Annotated in this window: 22 protein-coding genes; 10 read left to right on the top strand and 12 right to left on the bottom strand. The window is 66.7% G+C overall.

Annotated features, from left to right (window positions below):
• Nucleotides 1-10 precede the first annotated feature (10 nt).
• From AC1DX2_RS04085 to AC1DX2_RS04045, 9 genes are all read left to right on the top strand, one after another.
• Entirely contained in the window at nt 11-631 is a 621-nt protein-coding gene (locus AC1DX2_RS04085) for a YqhA family protein (RefSeq protein ID WP_477195008.1), read from the top strand.
• Between the two features lie 43 nt (nt 632-674).
• A complete protein-coding gene (gene lgt / locus AC1DX2_RS04080) occupies nt 675-1,487 on the top strand; it encodes a prolipoprotein diacylglyceryl transferase (RefSeq protein ID WP_477195007.1) in 813 nt (270 codons plus the stop codon).
• 30 nt (nt 1,488-1,517) lie between these two features.
• A complete protein-coding gene (locus tag AC1DX2_RS04075) occupies nt 1,518-2,285 on the top strand; it encodes an enoyl-CoA hydratase/isomerase family protein (protein WP_477195006.1) in 768 nt (255 codons plus the stop codon).
• Between the two features lie 26 nt (nt 2,286-2,311).
• A complete protein-coding gene (locus AC1DX2_RS04070; protein ID WP_477195005.1) occupies nt 2,312-3,886 on the top strand; it encodes a malonate--CoA ligase in 1,575 nt (524 codons plus the stop codon).
• Between the two features lie 52 nt (nt 3,887-3,938).
• Entirely contained in the window at nt 3,939-5,015 is a 1,077-nt protein-coding gene (locus AC1DX2_RS04065; RefSeq protein ID WP_477195004.1) for a sensor domain-containing diguanylate cyclase, read from the top strand.
• Nucleotides 5,016-5,133: 118 nt separating this feature from the next.
• A complete protein-coding gene (gene dusA, locus AC1DX2_RS04060; protein ID WP_477195003.1) occupies nt 5,134-6,132 on the top strand; it encodes a tRNA dihydrouridine(20/20a) synthase DusA in 999 nt (332 codons plus the stop codon).
• Between the two features lie 190 nt (nt 6,133-6,322).
• Nucleotides 6,323-6,745 (top strand): ester cyclase, encoded by a 423-nt coding sequence (locus AC1DX2_RS04055; RefSeq protein ID WP_477195002.1) that lies wholly within the window; start codon nt 6,323-6,325, stop codon nt 6,743-6,745.
• Nucleotides 6,746-6,749: 4 nt separating this feature from the next.
• Nucleotides 6,750-7,376, top strand: coding sequence for a TetR/AcrR family transcriptional regulator (locus tag AC1DX2_RS04050; protein ID WP_477195001.1), 627 nt, complete (start codon nt 6,750-6,752; stop codon nt 7,374-7,376).
• Nucleotides 7,377-7,392: 16 nt separating this feature from the next.
• Nucleotides 7,393-7,887, top strand: coding sequence for a c-type cytochrome (locus AC1DX2_RS04045; RefSeq protein ID WP_477195000.1), 495 nt, complete (start codon nt 7,393-7,395; stop codon nt 7,885-7,887).
• Between the two features lie 18 nt (nt 7,888-7,905).
• On the opposite strand, the gene tolA is transcribed toward AC1DX2_RS04045, so the two are convergent.
• The 9 genes from tolA to AC1DX2_RS04000 form a co-directional block, all read right to left on the bottom strand.
• Nucleotides 7,906-8,832, bottom strand: coding sequence for a cell envelope integrity protein TolA (tolA, locus tag AC1DX2_RS04040; protein ID WP_477194999.1), 927 nt, complete (start codon nt 8,830-8,832; stop codon nt 7,906-7,908).
• 17 nt (nt 8,833-8,849) lie between these two features.
• On the bottom strand, nt 8,850-9,269 hold the full coding sequence (locus AC1DX2_RS04035) for a biopolymer transporter ExbD (RefSeq protein ID WP_477194998.1): 420 nt from the start codon (nt 9,267-9,269) through the stop codon (nt 8,850-8,852).
• 19 nt (nt 9,270-9,288) lie between these two features.
• On the bottom strand, nt 9,289-9,993 hold the full coding sequence (gene tolQ / locus AC1DX2_RS04030; protein WP_477194997.1) for a protein TolQ: 705 nt from the start codon (nt 9,991-9,993) through the stop codon (nt 9,289-9,291).
• Nucleotides 9,990-10,421, bottom strand: coding sequence for a tol-pal system-associated acyl-CoA thioesterase (ybgC, locus tag AC1DX2_RS04025; RefSeq protein WP_477194996.1), 432 nt, complete (start codon nt 10,419-10,421; stop codon nt 9,990-9,992). The genes tolQ and ybgC overlap by 4 nt, the downstream gene beginning before the upstream one ends.
• Nucleotides 10,418-11,623 carry a pyridoxal phosphate-dependent aminotransferase gene (locus AC1DX2_RS04020; protein ID WP_477194995.1) on the bottom strand — a complete coding sequence of 402 codons (1,206 nt, stop codon included), beginning with the start codon at nt 11,621-11,623 and terminating at the stop codon, nt 10,418-10,420. Before AC1DX2_RS04020 ends, ybgC begins: the two co-directional genes overlap by 4 nt.
• A 29-nt stretch (nt 11,624-11,652) precedes the next feature.
• Complete coding sequence (gene nusB / locus AC1DX2_RS04015) at nt 11,653-12,183, bottom strand: transcription antitermination factor NusB (RefSeq protein WP_477194994.1); 531 nt, start codon at nt 12,181-12,183, stop codon at nt 11,653-11,655.
• Nucleotides 12,180-12,656, bottom strand: a complete 477-nt coding sequence (gene ribH, locus AC1DX2_RS04010; protein ID WP_477194993.1) for a 6,7-dimethyl-8-ribityllumazine synthase — start codon at nt 12,654-12,656, stop codon at nt 12,180-12,182. Before ribH ends, nusB begins: the two co-directional genes overlap by 4 nt.
• 44 nt (nt 12,657-12,700) lie before the next feature.
• Complete coding sequence (ribBA, locus tag AC1DX2_RS04005) at nt 12,701-13,816, bottom strand: bifunctional 3,4-dihydroxy-2-butanone-4-phosphate synthase/GTP cyclohydrolase II (RefSeq protein ID WP_477194992.1); 1,116 nt, start codon at nt 13,814-13,816, stop codon at nt 12,701-12,703.
• Between the two features lie 93 nt (nt 13,817-13,909).
• Nucleotides 13,910-14,653, bottom strand: a complete 744-nt coding sequence (locus tag AC1DX2_RS04000) for a class I SAM-dependent methyltransferase (RefSeq protein ID WP_477194991.1) — start codon at nt 14,651-14,653, stop codon at nt 13,910-13,912.
• Between the two features lie 189 nt (nt 14,654-14,842).
• On the opposite strand from AC1DX2_RS04000, the gene AC1DX2_RS03995 reads away from it, so the two are divergent.
• Complete coding sequence (locus AC1DX2_RS03995) at nt 14,843-15,085, top strand: hypothetical protein (RefSeq protein WP_477194990.1); 243 nt, start codon at nt 14,843-14,845, stop codon at nt 15,083-15,085.
• A 69-nt stretch (nt 15,086-15,154) separates the two neighbouring features.
• On the opposite strand, the gene AC1DX2_RS03990 is transcribed toward AC1DX2_RS03995, so the two are convergent.
• The 3 genes from AC1DX2_RS03990 to ribD form a co-directional block, all read right to left on the bottom strand.
• A complete protein-coding gene (locus AC1DX2_RS03990; protein WP_477194989.1) occupies nt 15,155-15,346 on the bottom strand; it encodes a CsbD family protein in 192 nt (63 codons plus the stop codon).
• Nucleotides 15,347-15,482: 136 nt separating this feature from the next.
• The gene (locus AC1DX2_RS03985) at nt 15,483-16,109 is read right to left on the bottom strand and encodes a riboflavin synthase (RefSeq protein ID WP_477194988.1); all 627 of its coding nucleotides are present in this window, start codon (nt 16,107-16,109) and stop codon (nt 15,483-15,485) included.
• Nucleotides 16,110-16,164: 55 nt separating this feature from the next.
• A complete protein-coding gene (gene ribD / locus AC1DX2_RS03980; RefSeq protein WP_477194987.1) occupies nt 16,165-17,268 on the bottom strand; it encodes a bifunctional diaminohydroxyphosphoribosylaminopyrimidine deaminase/5-amino-6-(5-phosphoribosylamino)uracil reductase RibD in 1,104 nt (367 codons plus the stop codon).
• Between the last annotated feature and the right edge of the window lie 24 nt (nt 17,269-17,292).

Genomic DNA, 17,292 nt, shown 5'->3' with positions numbered 1-17,292 from the left:
TTGAAGCCCCATGCCCAACCACCCGACGCCCCAGCCCGAACCCACGCCGTTGCGCCCCATTCCGCGTTTGATTTTTGCCAGCCGTTGGCTGCAGTTGCCGCTGTACCTGGGCCTGATCCTGGCGCAGGGGGTGTATGTCTGGCATTTCCTGCTGGAGTTGTGGTACCTGGTGTCAGCGGCCTTCGGTAGCGATGTTGCGTTGCAGCATCTGATCGCCAGCATGGGTTATGTGCCCAAGGGCACCGCCACCGGGCTGAACGAGACCGTCATCATGCTGGTGGTGCTGGCGCTGATCGACGTGGTGATGATCTCCAACCTGCTGATCATGGTCATCATGGGCGGCTACGACACCTTTGTCAGCCGCATGAACCTGAATGGCCACCGTGACCAGCCGGAATGGCTGAGCCACGTCAACGCCTCGGTGCTGAAGGTCAAGCTGGGCATGGCCATCATCGGCATCAGCTCCATCCACCTGCTGAAGACCTTCATCAACGCGGACAGTTACACCGACCGGGTGCTGATCGCGCAGACCGCCATCCACATCACCTTCCTGTTGTCGGCCATGGCCATTGCCTACACCGACAAGCTGATGGCGGGCACCCAGCAGGCCGGCAGCCAACAGCACCATTGAGCGCCACGGACCTGCCGCTTCCACCGACCTGTACCGCGAACGCATGCTGACCCATCCCTACATCGACCCGGTGGCCTTTCGCCTGGGCCCGTTGGCCGTGCATTGGTATGGCCTGACCTACCTGGCCGCGTTTGCGCTGTTCATGTGGCTGGCCGTGCTGCGGCTGCGCCACCCGCCCTATGCCGGCATGAAGGGCGAACAAGCCTGGACGCGCAAGGGCGTGGAAGACCTGCTGTTCATGGGCGTGATGGGCGTGGTGTTGGGCGGCCGCGTCGGTTACTGCCTGTTCTACAAGCCGGGCTTTTACCTGACGCACCCGCTGGAAATCTTGTATGTGTGGCAAGGCGGCATGAGCTTTCACGGCGGCATGCTGGGCGTGATCGCCGCCATGGCCTGGTACGCACGCTCGCACCACAAGCACTGGCTGGAGGTGACCGACTTTGTGGCGCCCTGCGTGCCCACCGGGCTGGCCGCAGGACGTGTGGGCAACTTCATCAACGGCGAGCTGTGGGGCCGCCTGGCGCCGCCCGACCTGCCGTGGGGCATGGTGTTTCGCGATGGTGGCCCGCTGCCGCGCCACCCGTCGCAGGTCTACCAGTTCCTGCTGGAAGGGCTGCTGCTGTTCGTGCTGCTGTGGCTGTATGCGCGCAAACCGCGCAAGCTGGGCCAGGTGTCGGCGGCTTTCCTGCTGGGCTATGGCGTGTTTCGCTTCATTGCCGAGTTTTACCGCCAGCCCGACGATTTCCTGGGTTATCTGGCCCTGGGCATGAGCATGGGCCAGTGGCTGTGCGTGCCGATGATCCTGGGTGGCGTGGGCATGTTCTGGTGGGCCAGCAAACAGCCGGAACGCCGCTGAACCGGCAGTGACAGGCACGGCGAACCGCCCATGACCAGCAGCAGTGGCAGCATCGTCAGCGAGCGGGTGGGCCCGGTGCTGCGGGTCACGCTGAGCCACGCGCCGAAGTTCAACGCCATGACGCGCGCCATGTGGCGCCAGTTGCGCGCGGTGTTCGAGGCGGCGCAGACCGATGCGGCGCTGCGCTGCGTGCTGGTGCAAGGGCAGGGTGGCCACTTCTGCGCCGGTGGCGATATTGCCGAATACCCCGAGTTCCGCTTCGTTGAGGCCAGCCTGCGCGCCTTCCATGAAGACGATGTGTGGGGCGGTCTGGCCGCCATGCTGGCCTGCGACCTGCCCATCGTCGCTGCCATTGAGGGCAATTGCATGGGCGCAGGCGTGGAGATCGCCAGCTGCTGCGACATCCGCCTGGCCGGCACCTCTGCCCGCTTCGGCGCGCCGATTGCCAAGCTGGGCTTCCCCATGGCGCCGCGCGAGGCACAGCTGGTGCTGCGCGAAGCCGGCGCGGTGACGGCGCGACAGATGCTGCTGGAAGCAGCGGTGTTCAGCGCCGAGCAGATGGATGCGCGGGGTTTCCTCAGCGCCGTGGTGCCGGACAACGGCCTGGCGGTGGAAGCCGACGCCGCCGTGCAGCGCGTGTGCATGCTGGCGCCGCAGGCGGCACGCGTCAACAAGCGGACCTTGCGCGGCCTGATAGCCGAATCTCCGCCGGACGCTTATGCTTATGCCGACAGCGCCGAGCACCGTGAAGGCATCCAGGCATTTCTGGAAAAGCGAAAGCCGAAGTTCGCCAACTGAGTTCCAAAAAAAACAGCGAGACAAGCATGCCGTCAGCAGCAACGACACCCGGCCCGCAAGCCGACCACAATTTGTACACGGCCCTGCGCGCCGGCTTCCCAGCCGATCTCGACGCAGTCGCGGTGGAGACCGACAACGGCCTGAACTACAGCTGGCGCGACATCGAGCGCGCCACTGCCATGCTGGCCAATCTGCTGGATTCGCTGGGGCTGGAGTCCGGCGCGCGGGTGGCGGTGCAGGTGGAAAAGTCGGTGGAATGCATGCTGCTGTACCTGGCCACGCTGCGTGCGGGCTACGTGTACCTGCCGCTGAACACCGCTTACCAGAGCGGCGAGATCGAATACTTCATCGGCAACGCCGAGCCGGCCGTGGTGGTGTGCAGCCCGAAGAACTTCAGCTGGGTCAGCAAGATCGCCTTCCAGGCCGGGGCCAACAGCGTGTTCACGCTGGGGGACGACCGCAGCGGCTCGCTGCTGCAGCGCGCCGCGCATTGCAGCGACCAGCACACGCCGGTGCGCCGTGCGGCGGATGACCTGGCCGCCATCCTGTACACCAGCGGCACCACCGGGCGCAGCAAGGGCGCCATGCTGACGCACGGCAACATGCTGAGCAACGCGCAGGTGCTGCAGGACTACTGGGGCTGGCGCAAGGATGACGTGCTGATCCACGCGCTGCCCATCTTCCACGTGCATGGGCTGTTCGTGGCCATCCACGGCGCGCTGCTCAATGGCAGCAAGATGCTGTGGCTCAGCAAGTTCGAGCCCAGGCTGGTGCTGGAGCGGATGGCGCGCGCCACGCTGTTCATGGGCGTGCCCACGCTGTACGTGCGGCTGCTGGGCGAGCCCGGGCTGACGCCCGAGGCGACGCGGCACATGCGGCTGTTCATCTCCGGCTCGGCGCCGATGCTGATCGAGACCTTCACCGAATGGCAGCGCCGCACCGGCCACACCATCCTGGAGCGCTACGGCATGAGCGAGACGGTGATGCTGACCTCCAACCCCTACCGGGCCGACCCGCGCCATGGCAACCAGGACGAGCGGCGGGGCGCCACCGTGGGCTTCCCGCTGCCCGGCGTCAGCCTGCGGGTGCAGGACGACGATGGCAAGCCGCTGGGCGTGGGGGAGATTGGTGGCATCCAGGTCAAGGGCCCCAATGTGTTCAAGGGCTACTGGCGCATGCCGGAGAAGACCGCCGAGGACTTCACCGCCGACGGCTACTTCAAGACCGGCGATGTCGGCCAGGTGGACGCACGCGGTTACGTGGTGCTGGTGGGGCGCAGCAAGGACCTGATCATCAGCGGCGGCTACAACGTCTACCCGGCCGAGATCGAGGGTTACATCAACGAGATGCCGGGCGTGGCCGAGAGCGCGGTGGTGGGCGTGCCGCATGCCGATTTTGGCGAGGTGGGGGTGGCGCTGGTGATCGCCAAGCCCGGTGCCGCGCCCAACCCCGAAGCGCTGCTGGCCGAACTGAAGGCCAGGCTGGCCAACTTCAAGATCCCCAAGCGCTGCTTCGTGGTGGCCGAGCTGCCGCGCAACACCATGGGCAAGGTGCAGAAGAACCTGTTGCGCGAGCAGTACAAGGGCCTTTTCTTGCCCTGACTTTGGCGAAACCGTTACCATGCTGGCTGCACCACCCACTGACGGCCGATCCATGGAAGCACCACAGCCTGCCAATGAGAGCAAGCGTCTGTCGACGCTGCGGCTGTACGACGTGCTGGACACGCCGCGCGAACGCGCGTTTGACGACATCACCAAGCTGGCGGCCTACATCTGCGACGTGCCCATCGTGTTGGTATCGCTGGTGGACGACGACCGGCAGTGGTTCAAATCCAAGGTGGGGCTGGAGTTCACGCAGACGCCGCGCAACATCTCGTTTTGCGCCCACGCCATCCTGCACCCGGGCGAGTTGCTGACGGTGCCCGATGCGTCGCAGGACGAGCGCTTCAAGGGCAACCCCATCGTCACCGGCGACCCCAACATCCGCTTCTACACCGGCGCGCCGCTGGTCACCATGGAGGGCGAGGCGCTGGGCACGCTGTGCGTGCTGGACCGGGTGCCGCGCGAGTTGAGCCCGGCCCAGCGGGACGCCCTGCAGGCGTTGGCCCGCCAGGTGGTGGCGCAGCTGGAATTGCGCCGCGCCATGGCCACGCTGGAGCGCCAGCGCCAGGAGCAGGACCGGCGCCAGCGCGAGCTGGAGGCCTACCAGGGCCGGCTGGAAGACATCAACCAGGTGTTGGCCCGCCAGAGCGCCACCGACAGCCTGACCGGGTTGGAAAACCGCCGCGCCTTTGACCGTGTGCTGAACGAGGAGTCTTCCCGCACCGAGCGCTCGCATTCGCCGCTGTCGCTGGCCATCATCGATGTCGACCACTTCAAGCTGTACAACGACGAGTTCGGCCACCTGGCCGGCGACGAGGCCTTGCAGCAGGTGGCGCTGGTGCTGCAGGCCCAGGCCCGCACCTACGACCATGTGGCGCGCTACGGCGGCGAGGAATTCGCCGTGGTGCTGCCCGACACCTCGCGCGAATCGGCGTTGCTGGTGGCTGACCGCATACGCGCGGCCGTGCAGGCCTCCAGGTGGGTGCTGAAGCCCATCACCGTCAGCATAGGCGTGGCCACCACCACAAAGGTGTCCGACAGCATGACCATCCTGGAGCGCGCCGACAGGGGCCTGTACCAGGCCAAGGAGCAGGGCCGCAACCGGGTGGTTCAGGTGGCGGATGACTGAGCTGCCCCAGGTGCGGGCGACGGCTGGGCGCTTGGCCCGCGCCTGATCCCGGCCGGGCAAGCCCCTGCGCGCCATGCCAGGCGCAGATTTCGGCGAAAATTGGGGCATCCCTGACCCCATGAACACTGAAAAATCAAGCACTTACAGCCCTTGGCGCCTGAGCGTGGCGCCGATGATGGACTGGACTGATCGCGGCTGTCGTTATTTCCACCGCCTGCTGTCACGCCACGCACTGCTGTACACCGAGATGGTGACCACCGGCGCACTGCTGCATGGCGACGTGCCGCGCCACCTGGATTTCAATGAGCAAGAGCACCCGGTGGCGCTGCAGCTGGGCGGCAGCGAGCCGGGTGAACTGGCCCAGTGCGCCAAGCTGGCCCAGCAGTGGGGCTATGACGAGGTCAACCTGAACTGCGGCTGCCCCAGCGAGCGGGTGCAGCGCGGCGCCTTTGGCGCCTGCCTGATGGCCGAGCCGCAACTGGTTGCCGATGGCGTGAAGGCCATGCGCGACGCCACCACGCTGCCGGTGACGGTGAAGCACCGCATTGGCATCGACAAGACCGAGAGTTATGAGTTTGTGCGCGATTTCATCGGCACCGTGGCCGAGGCGGGTTGCGAGGTGTTCATCGTCCACGCCCGCAATGCCTGGCTGAAGGGCTTGTCCCCCAAGGCCAACCGCGAGGTTCCGCCGCTGCGCTACGAGGTGGTGCACCAGCTGAAGAAAGACTTTCCCCACCTGACCATTGCCATCAACGGCGGCCTCACCACCACCGAGCAGGTCGCCGAGCAACTGCAGCACCTGGACGGCGTGATGCTGGGCCGCGAGGCGTACCACAACCCCTGGTGGCTGGCCGAGTGGGACAGCGCCTTTTTCGGCGAACCCGAGTCCGGCCTGACGCGCGAGCAGGTCGAGGCGCAGATGTGCGACTACATGGCCCAACGACAGGCGCAATACGGCACGCCCTGGGCCAGCATTGCCCGCCACATGCTGGGCCTGCGGCTGGGCCTGCCCGGTGCGCGCCGCTGGCGCCAGGTGTGGAGCGACCACAAGCTGAAAGACCTGCACCCGCACGATGTGATGGCGCTGGCGCACGGCGCGGTGCGCGAAGCCGCCTGATTCTCTGGCCGCCCACGGGCGGCCATCCCTGCCTGTTGACGTTTCCGGCCCCGCTGCTGGTGGCGCAGCCATGGGCGGACGATTTTTCAGCGCTATAACTGGACGTTATCTCGTTTTGATACTTTTGTATTGACATGAGATATTTGTCTTATTAATATTCACTCCATCCCAACCAGACTGGAGCATTGACATGGGCATGACACCGGCGGAAATGGACCGCAAGCTCGATGAGCACTTCGGATTTGAAGCCCGCGACGACGTGGCGGGTGTGCTGGCCACGTTGTCGCACGACGTCGAGCACGATGTGGTGGGCTGGCCCACCGGCCCGGTGCATGGCCGCGAGGCCGCGCGCCCGTTTTACGAAACCTTGTTTTCCGACCTGGCCGACGGCCAGGTCAAATCGCTGCGCCGCCTGTATGGCGAGGGCTTCATGGTGGACGACGCCATGTGGAGCGGCAAGGCGCCCGGCCGGCCGTTCGGCCTGGAGGGGCGTGACCGGCCGTTGGCGTTTCGCCTGCTGCACGTGATCGAATTTGGCAGCAGTGGTGACATCCGGCGCGAGAACGTGTGGGTGGACATCGGCGCCGTGATGCAGCAACTGCCGCAGGACTGAACGCATGGCTGACACCGACACCTCGGGGCGCGCCAACCAGAAGCGGCGCACCCGCAAGGAGCTGCTGCAGGCGGCGGCGCGTCTGCTCAAGCGCGGCATCACGCCCAACCTGGAGGAGATCGCCCAGGAAGCGATGGTGTCGCGGGCTACCGCCTACCGCTACTTTCCCAGCGTGGAGGCCTTGCACCACGAGGCGGCGCTGGACGTGAGCATGCCCGAGCCCGAGGCCATCTTTGCCGGCATGGCCAGCACCGACGCCGTGCAGCGCATGGAGCGGGTGGATGCCAGCATGCACGACCTGTTTGTCGCCAACGACGCGCCGTTTCGCATGATGCTGGCGCACGCGCTGCAGCGGGGTGTCAACCCCGGCGCGGACCCGGCGCTGCCGATACGCCAGAACCGGCGCTCGCCGTTGATCGATGCCGCATTGGCGCCTTCGCGTGATCAGTTCAGCCCCGCCATGCTGAAGACGCTGAGCCGCGCGCTGGCGCTGATCGTCGGCACCGAGGCCATGATTGTCTTCAAGGACGTGCTGCAAATGGACGAAGCAGAGGCCCGCAAGGTCAAGCGCTGGGCCATACGCGCGCTGGTGGAGGCGGCCCGCAAGCCGCAGAGCAATCCCAATCCCTGACACACAAGGAGTACACATGAGAAACCATCTGTTGGCGCGCGCCGCGCGCCTGGTGTGGCCATTGCTGGTGCTGGCTGCCGCCGGCGACAGCGTGGCGGCCGAGCCGCCCAAGGGCTACGACAAGGTGCTGGTCACCCGCGGGCGTTACCTGGCGCAGACCGCCGGCTGCAACGACTGCCACACGCCTGGCTACATCCAGAGCGCCGGCAAGGTGGATGAAAAGCTGTGGCTCACCGGTGACGGCCTGGGCTGGCGCGGCCCCTGGGGCACCACCTACCCGAGCAACCTGCGGCTGTACATGGCCAACATGACGCAAGCGCAGTGGCTGGCCACCGCGCGCAGCTTCAAGCCACGCCCGCCTATGCCCTGGTTCAATGTGCATGCCATGAGCGACACGGACCTGAAGGCGCTGTACCAGTACACGCGTTCGCTGGGCCCGGCCGGGCAGCCGGCGCCGGCCTGGGTGCCGCCGGACAAGGTGCCGGCGGGGCCCTACGTGCAGTTTCCGTGAGACCGCAGGGCCGCAGGCTCAGTCCTTGGGCTTGAAGCCTATGTCTATCGTGGCCGGCACGCGGCCATCGATGTCCTTGGGCAGCGTCTCGGTCTTGTCCAGCGCGCGCAATACCGCGTCGTCCCAGGCCTTGACACCGCTGGACGTGATCAGCTGCTTGCCCACGATGGTGCCGTCCGGGGCGGTGCGCACGCGCACCACGGCGGATGGGTTGCCGACCGCGTCGTCTGTGAAGACGATGTTGGGCCGCACCCGCGCGACGATCTTGCCGGCGTAGCTGGCCGACAGGCCAGAGGATTTTTGCGCCGTGCCGGTAGAGGTGGGCGCGCCGGTGCCGCCGGCCAGGCCCATCATGCGGTTCACATTTTCCCGGCGCTGGGCTTCCAGCTTCTTGGCGTCTTCCTGGGTCTTGGCCTTGTCCTTTTGCGTCTGCTTGAGCTTGTCCTGCTCGGCCTGGCGTTTTTCCTCGGCGAGCTTCTTGTCCTTCTTTTCTTTTTCCAGCCGCTCCTGCTCCAGTTTTTGCAGGCGCTTCTTGTCGGCTTCCTGCTTTTGCTGCAGCAGCAGTTGCTGCTGGCGTGCCTGGTCCTCGGCGGCCTTGCGCTTCTTTTCCTTCTCCAGCACGATGGCCGGGTCGGGCACCGGCGGGGTGGGGGCGGGCTCGGGCTCAGCGACTTTTTGCGGCTGGGGTTGGGGTTCGGGTTCCGGCTCGGGCGGCGGCGCTTCCAGCTTGGGAGCGGCCTGCTGCGGCACGGCGGACCACAGCTCGGCCTCCACCGCCACCGTGGGCGCTTCGCTCTTCCATTGCACGCTCAGCGACAGGCCGGCCACCAACAGCGCATGCGCCAGGATGGCCAGGCCCAGCGCGCGCAACAGCCCGCGCTGCTGTGGCGGTGCGAACTCCAGGCGTTCGTGGACCCGGCTGTGGAGGTGTATGGCGGCGTTCATGGCCCGGCCAATATGTGCTAATTGGCCAGTTGCACCGACAGGCCCACGCGCTGGGCGCCGGCGCGCTGCAGCGTGTCCATCACCTTCACCACCAGCTCGTACTTGACGCTGCGGTCGGCGCTGATGACCACAGCCGCGTTGCCCTGGCCGGTCTGCAGCTTTTTCACGGCGGCGGCCAGGTCGGCCAGCGCCACCGGGCGGGTCTGCTCGGGCGTCTTCAAGCGCAGGGTTTCGTCCTTGTCCACAATCACCTGCACCACCTGGTCGGGCTGCTTGGCGGCCTTGCCCATGCTGGGCAGGTCGATCATGCTGGGGGTGATCAGCGGCGCGGTGACCATGAAGATGATCAGCAGCACCAGCATCACGTCGATGAAGGGCACCATGTTGATCTCGTTGATGGTGCGCCTTCCGCGGCCACGGCTGACAAGGGCGGGCATGTGGTGGTCCCTCTGCGGTTCAGCGCGTGGTCGACGCTGTGGGCGCCGGTTGCGCAGCCAGGTTGCGCTGCAGGATGTTGGAGAACTCCTCGATGAAGGTCTCCAGCTTGATGGCCACGCGGTCGATGTCGCGAGCGAAGCGGTTGTAGGCCACCACCGCCGGAATGGCGGCAAACAGGCCCACGGCGGTGGTCACCAGCGCCTCGGCGATGCCCGGGGCCACGGTGGCCAGCGTCACCTGCTGCAGGCTGGCCAGGCCGCTGAAGGCGTGCATGATGCCCCACACCGTGCCAAACAGGCCCACATAGGGCGATACCGAGCCGACCGAGGCCAGGAAGGACAGGTTGGACTCGATGACGTCCATCTCGCGCTGGAAGCTGGCGCGCATGGCGCGGCGGGCGCCGTCCATCAGCGTGGCGGCGTCGCTGATGCGGCGCTCGCGCAGCTTCTGGAATTCGCGCATGCCGCTGGCGAAGATGCGTTCCATGGACGCGGTGTCCGCGCCGGAGCGGGTGGCGGCATTGAACAGGTCGTTGATGCTGGTGCCGGACCAGAAGTTCTTCTCGAACTCCTCGTTCTGGCCCTTGAGCTTGCCCAGCGTGAACAGCTTGCGGAAGATGGCGGCCCAGCTGGTGACCGAGACGAATATCAGCAGCAGCATGACCAATTGCACCACCGGGCTGGCATGCAGCACCAGGTTGAAGATGGACAAGTCTTGCGTCATGTGAGAAGGGTATCCAGGATGGTTTGCGGGATTCTGGCGGGTTTCAACGTGGCGGCCTCCACCCAGCCTATGCGTATCGTGCCTTCGCACAACGGGCCAGCCTGCGGATTGGCCGACAGGAAGGCGCTTTGCGCTATTGTCATGGATGCGCGGCCCAGATTCTGTAAATGGGCGGTAACTGTCAGGGCATCGTCCAGCCGGGCCGGAAAGTGGTATTTGACCGTGGTTTCACTGACCACGAACATGCCGCCGCTGGCCTCGCGCAGCTTTTGCTGCTCCACGCCCAAGGCGCGCAGCCATTCGGTGCGGGCACGCTCGAAAAACTTCAGGTAGTTGGCGTAGAAGACGATGCCACCGGCGTCGGTGTCTTCCCAGTACACCCGCACTGGCCACTGGAATGGGGGCTTGGTCGTGCTTTCCGCGTTCATGCCAATGCTGTTTTCAGCCGTGCCGCAGCCTCTGCCAGCGTGGCCATCGAACTGGCGGTGGAAAAGCGCACGAACCGCCCGGTGCTGTCGCTGCCAAAGTCGCGCCCCGGCGTCACCGCCACGTGGGCGCGGCGCATGATGTCGAAGGCGAATTCCCAGCTGTCCTTCAGCCCCAGCTTGGCGCAGGCGGCCGAGCAGTCGGCCCAGGCGTAGAAGGCGCCGTCGGGCATCACGGGCACGGTCAACCCGATGTCGTTCAGCGCCGGGATGAAGAAGTCGCGCCGCGCCTTGAACTCGGCGCGGCGGCGCTCGTACTCGGCCAGGCTGTCGGCCTCGAAGCAGGCCAGCGCCGCATGCTGCGCCACGGTGCTGGGGCAAATGAACAGGTTTTGCGCCAGCCGCTCCACCACCGGCACCAGCACCTCGGGCACCACCAGCCAGCCCAGGCGCCAGCCGGTCATATTGAAGTACTTGCTGAAGCTGTTGATGCTGATGAGCTGGTCGTCCAGCGCTAGCGCGCTGTGGCCAAACTGCTCATCAAAGCTCAGCCCCAGGTAGATTTCGTCCACCAGCGTGATGCCGCCCTTGGCCGAGACGAACTCGTGGATGCGCCGCAGCTCGTCAGGATGGATGGAGGTGCCAGTGGGGTTGGACGGCGAAGCCAGCAGCACGCCACGGCTGCGCCAGCCGTCGGCATCCGCCTGGTCTTGCCAGTTGGCGGCCACCTTGTCGGCGCTGAGCTGGAAGCGCTCTGCCGGCGTGGTGGCGATCAGCTGGGCCCGTGCTTCGGCAGCGGCGACGAACTGGCGGTTGCAAGGGTAACTGGGGTCGGGCATCAGCACGCTGTCGCCGCGCTCCAGCAAGGCCAGGCAGGCCAGGTGCAGTGCGGCCGAGGCACCGGCGGTGACGACGATGCGGCTGGCCGGCACCGCCAGGCCGAAACGCTGGCGGTACCAGTCGCTGATGCGCTCGCGCAATGGGGGCAGGCCTGTGGCCTGGGTGTATTGCGTGACGCCGTCGCGCAGCGCCTTCTGGGCGGCTTCCACCACCAAGGGGGCAGCGGTGAAGTCGGGCTCGCCGATGTTCAGGAACAGCATCGGCGAGTCGCTGCGCGCGACGTCGCGCGCCAGGGCGGTGGCGGCCTTGGCCACCTCCATGACGTAGAACGGCTCCATGCGCTGGGCGCGGGCGGAGATCCTCATCGGGGGCGGTTTCGCACGGTGGTGGTCGGTCAGGCCGGCTTCGCGGCCTGGTCGGCCTTGACCTCAGCGGCGCGCAACTCGGGCGCCAGGCTGTTGAGCACCGCGTTGACGTACTTGTGGCCGTCGGTGCCGCCGAATTCCTTGGCCAGCTCCACGCTTTCGTTGAGCACCACGCGCCAGGGCACGTCCAGGCAGTGTTTCAGCTCGTAGGCGCCTATCCACATAGCGGCGCGCTCTATGGGCGAGATTTCAGCCAGCGGGCGGTCCAGGCGCGGGGTGATCAGCGCGTCCAGCGCGTCGGCTTCGGTGATGCAGCCGTGCAGCAGCGTGTCGTAGTGGGCCGAGTCGGCCTTGCTGAAGCCGGCCAGGTCGCGCGTGAAAGCGTCCACATCCGCAGCGGGGTTGCCCCCCACCAGCGACTGGTACAGGCCTTGCAGCGCGAATTCGCGCGCGCGGCTGCGGTTGTTCTTGCTGGCGGCCTTGCGCGCGCCGGTGGCGGTCAGCCCGGTGCGCGTTTGGCGCGGCGGGCGTTTGGAAGAGGGGTGGGACGACTCGCTCATAGGACTTCTTCCAGCAGGTTGGCCATTTCCACCGCCACGCGGGCGGCGTCACGGCCCTTGTCGGTCTGGCGGGCCACGGCCTGCTCCAGGTTTTCGGTGGTCAGGATGGCGTTGGCGATGGGCACCTGGTAGTCCAGCGCCACGCGCGACACGCCGGCGCCGGATTCGTTGGCCACCAGCTCGAAATGGTAGGTCTCGCCGCGGATGATGCAACCCAGCGCGATCAGCGCGTCGTATTTGGTCTTCTCGGCCAGGGCCTGCAGCATCACCGGCACCTCCAACGCGCCGGGCACCAGCACGTGGTCGATGTTTTTCTCCTGCACGCCCAACTCGGCCAGCTCGGCCTTGCAGGCGGCGGCCAGTGCGTTGGTGATGCCTTCGTTGAAGCGCGCCTGCACGATGCCGATGGTGAGCCGCTTGCCGTTGAGCAACTGGCTGGCGGCGTCAATATCGCCTTTGTCTGCGCCAAACATGATGGGGGGTTCCTGTTGTTCTGGTGTAAGAGGGGACGGGGGTTTTACTGCTGCAGGTAACCGGCGATTTCCAACCCATAGCCAGTCATGCTGGGCAGGCGACGCGGGCTGCCCATCAGCAGCATTTTCTGCACGCCGCATTCGCGCAGGATCTGCGCGCCTATGCCGTAGGTGCGCAGGTCCATGCGCTCCTGGCTGGGGCCGTGGCTGGCGCAATCGGCACCTTCGAACTGGGCCAGCAGCTGCTCGGGGCTTTCGCCGCAGTTCAGCAACACCACCACGCCCTTGCCCTCGGCGTTGACGCGCGCCAGGCAGGCGTCCAGGCTCCAGCTGTGCATGGCGCGGCCGACTTCCAGCAGGTCCAGCACCGACAGCGGCTCGTGCACGCGCGCTGGCACCGCGTCGTTGGGGCCCCATTCGCCCTTGACCAGCGCCAGGTGCACGGCCTGGCCGGGCTGGTCGCGAAAGGCGTGCAGCGTGAAGGTGCCATAGGCGGTCTTCAGCAGCCGGGTGCCGAGCTTCTTCACCAGCGATTCATTGCGGCTGCGGTATTCGATCAGGTCGGCAATGGTGCCGATCTTCAGGCCGTGCTCGGCGGCGAACACCTGCAGGTCGGGCAGGCGGGCCATGGTGCCGTCGTCCTTCATGATCTCGCAGATCACCGCCGCGGGTGAGCAGCCAGCCATGGCGGCCAGGTCGCAGCCGGCCTCGGTGTGGCCGGCGCGCATCAGCACGCCGCCGTCCACGGCCTGCAGCGGAAAGATGTGGCCGGGCTGCACCAGGTCGTCGGCCCGGGCGTCCTTGGCCACGGCGGCCTGCACGGTGCGGGCGCGGTCGGCCGCCGAGATGCCGGTGGTGACGCCCTCGCGCGCCTCGATGGAGACGGTGAAGGCGGTGCTGTGCTTGGTGCCGTTGCGCGCCGCCATGGGCGGCAGGCGCAGATGCTCGCAGCGCTCGCGCGTCAGGGTCAGGCAGATCAGGCCGCGGCCGAAGCGGGCCATGAAATTGATGGCGTCCGCCGTCACGTGGTCGGCGGCCAGCACCAGGTCGCCCTCGTTTTCGCGGTCTTCCTCGTCCACCAGCACCACCATGCGGCCGGCGCGCATGTCGGCCACGATGTCTTCCACCGGGGAAATGCCTACAGGGAGCCTTGCGTTCATGGGGGTCTTTCAATCGGGCTCTAACAGGCCGGGACACGCCATTTTACCGGCGGCAGCCATGTTGGCAGGCGTGGGGTTGCTAGGGCCTGGGCCCTAGGCGGACCGGTTGCGGGCGATCACCAGCAGGTTCTTGCCGAACAGATGGCGAAAACCCACGGCGTCCAGCAGTTTGCTGACGGGGAAAATGTAGCGGTCGTAGACCCGCAAGGCCCCGCTTTGGTCGCCCACGGACTGGCGCTTGCGCCACTTCACCGACAGCCAGGCCAAGAACCCTATGCTGTCGGCATAGGTGCATTCGACAATGTCGTAGCCGGCGCGCTGGAGTTTTTCGCGCAATTCAGCCTTCTCGTAGCGCCGGTAGTGGCCGATGGCAGCGTCGAATTCCGAGTACAGCGCCATGAAGGCCGGCACATAGATGGCCAGCATGCCGCCCGGTTTGAGATGGGACTTCAGCGCTGTCAGCGCCGCCACATCGTCCTCGATGTGCTCCAGCACATTGGAGGTGTAGATGACGTCGAAATCGCCGCCCACGGACGCCAGTGAGGCATGGCAGACCAGGCCACGCTCGGCCAGCACCTGGCGCATGCGGGTGTCGATTTCCAGGCATTCGGGCTGCACGCCGGTCTTTTGCGCCCACCCGCGCGCCAAGGTGCCGATGCCGGCGCCGAATTCCAGCACCCGCCGTGCCCCCGGTGCATGCCGCGACAGTTTGACCACGATGTCGGCGTTGTACCCGGCCAGCGCGGCTTCGTTGGCCCACAGCTCCGCGATGCCGGCATAGTCGGAATTCAGGTCGTTCTGCGCGCTGGACTTGAGCAGCGTGTTGCCGGCTGGCATAGGTCATCCTTCATGCGGTCCACGCCCGCGGCCCAACTGGCCGGCGCTTGTCGCGGTGGTGGGTATCTTATCGTTTGCGCTGAGCGATGAGGCTGGATGCCGTTTGTCCTACTTGCACCTGTGAATGCGTCCTATGCCGGCGCGACCAGGGCCTGCCTACCATGGGGGACCACATGAAGGAACAAAGCCATGTCCGCAATCGACAATTCGCTGGTGGGCCAGCCCACCACCAAGCGGCCCGGCGGCAAGCCGGAGCAAGCCAGCGACACCCAACCGATGCCGCAATCTGCGCAGGATCAGCCTTTTGCCCCTGAAGCCGGGGCTGGCGATGGCAAGCACAGGCCCAAAGCAGGCAAGAATGCGCGCAACGAGGCCAGCCCCGAAGGCGACAATTCCTTGTTTGGAAACGGCGCTGGCAGCAACGCGAGCTGAGCGCCCTTAGGGCCTGGCCAACTGCCCCGAACGCTTAGCGCCCAGGGCAGCGGCCACCCTGTTGCAGGGTCAGGGCTTGGTCGACTTGGCGATGTCCTTAGCGGCTTCGCGGGCGTCACCCAGGTTCTTCTGAGCCTGGCCTTCAATTTCGCGTGCCTGGCCCTTGATCTCCTGCGACACGCTGCCGGTCAACTTGCCGGTTTCCTTTTGTACTTTGCCGGCCGCCTTCTTGACGGTGCCTTTGACTTGGTCCTTGTTCATGCTGACTCTCCTTGATGCAAACAGTGGGTGTGTGGCACGTCGCGGTAGACGACGTTCACAGCACCCATGCTCGAGAGGTGTGTTCAAAGCTTCTGTGCCGTTGCCCACACAACGGTGTAGGCGGGGGCCGTGCAATCTAGGGCTTGGCGCCCATACTGAGCATGCGTTCCACGTAGCGCGCGATCAGGTCGATTTCCAGGTTCACGCGGCTGCCAGCCACCAGGCTGCCCAAGGCGGTGTTGTCCACCGTGTGCGGGATCAGGTTGATGCTGATCTCGCAGCCGGCGGGCAGGTCCGCCACCCGGTTGACCGTCAGGCTGACGCCGTTGACGGTGACGGAGCCCTTGTAAGCCAGGTACATGGCCAATGCGGCAGGGGCCAGGATGCGCAGCTCCCAACTCTCGCCCACCTGGGCGAAATGCGTCACCTGGCCCAGGCCGTCGACATGGCCGGAGACGATATGGCCGCCCAGCCGGTCGTGCGCGCGCAGTGCTTTTTCCAGGTTGACCGGGCCGGTACGGTCCAGCCCGCTGGTCTTGTCCAGTGATTCGGCGGAAATGTCCAGCGTGAACCAGCCTGCCTTGGCGTCCAGCGTGGTGACGGTCATGCAGGCGCCGTTGATGGCGATGCTGTCGCCCAGGCCGACGTCGTCCAGGTAGCCGCTGGGGCAGCTGACTTGCAGGGTCTTGCCGAATGCAGCCGATGCGCCCAGGTCGCGCACGGCGCTGATGCCGCCTACAGCGGTGATGATGCCAGTGAACATGCCGGGATTGTCGCAGGGAACCTCTGGCGAAGCCGGCGCCCGCGCGGGAAACCCCTCAGAAGCAGTCGCGCCCAGTCACCCGGGCGACGATGCGCAGGTCTGGCCCCACTGCGTCGGTGGCGGTGAAGGTCAGCGGCAGTGCCTGGGCCAGCTCGCTCAGCGGGCCGAACTGCGCCATGCCGCGGCCGGCGCCCAGCAGCTTGGGCGCCAGGTAGACCAGTAATTCATCCACCAGGCCCTCGCGCACCAGCGAGCCGTTGAGCTTGTGGCCGGCCTCCACATGCAACTCGTTGACCTCGCGTTGCGCCAGGTCGCGCAGCATGGCTGCCAGGTCCACCTTGCCATGCGGGCCGGGCAGGGCGATGACGGTGGCGCCGCGCGCCTGCAAGGCGGCCTGACGGGCTGCGTCTGGCGCCGCGCAGTAGATGAACAACTGGCGCTGGGGTGCGAGCAGCGCAGCGTCCAGCGGCGTTTCCAGCCGACTGTCCACCACCACCAGGTGCGGTTGGCGTGGCGTGTCGGCCAGCCGCACGTCCAGGCGCGGGTTGTCTTCCAGCACCGTGCCTATGCCGGTCAGCACCGCGCAGGCGCGGGCGCGCCAGGTGTGGCCGTCGGCGCGCGCGGCTTCGCCGGTGATCCACTGGCTGGCGCCGTTGTCCAGCGCGGTCTGGCCGTCCAGCGAGGCCGCCACCTTCAGGCGCACCCAGGGCGTGCCGCGCAGCATGCGGCTGAAAAAACCGATGTTGAGTTCGCGCGATTCGGCCGCGCCGGGGCCGACTTCCACCGCCACGCCGGCCGCGCGCAGGCGCTCAAAGCCACGGCCGGCCACCTGGGGGTTCGGGTCGGGCAGGGCGGCCACCACCCGGGCAATGCCAGCGGCCACCAGCGCGTCGCAGCAGGGACCGGTGCGACCCTGGTGGGAGCAGGGCTCCAGCGTGACGTAGGCGGTGGCGCCGGCGACGGACTGGCCGCGTTCGGCGGCGTCACGCAACGCCATCACCTCGGCATGGGCCTGACCGGCGCGCTGGGTGTGGCCCTGGCCCAGCACCGTGGCGCCGTCGCTGGATACGATGACACAGCCTACGCGGGGGTTGGGGTTGGACAGGCGCAGCGCCTGACGTGCCAGCGCCAGCGCCAACTCCATGGGCGTGGGGTTCATGGCCAAGAGATCAGCAAGCGGCTG

It is taken from the genome of Hylemonella sp. P2_B10 (assembly GCF_056404875.1).
The sequence above is the reverse complement of the archived record's forward strand: the minus strand, read 5'-3'. Positions and strand labels throughout refer to the sequence as shown.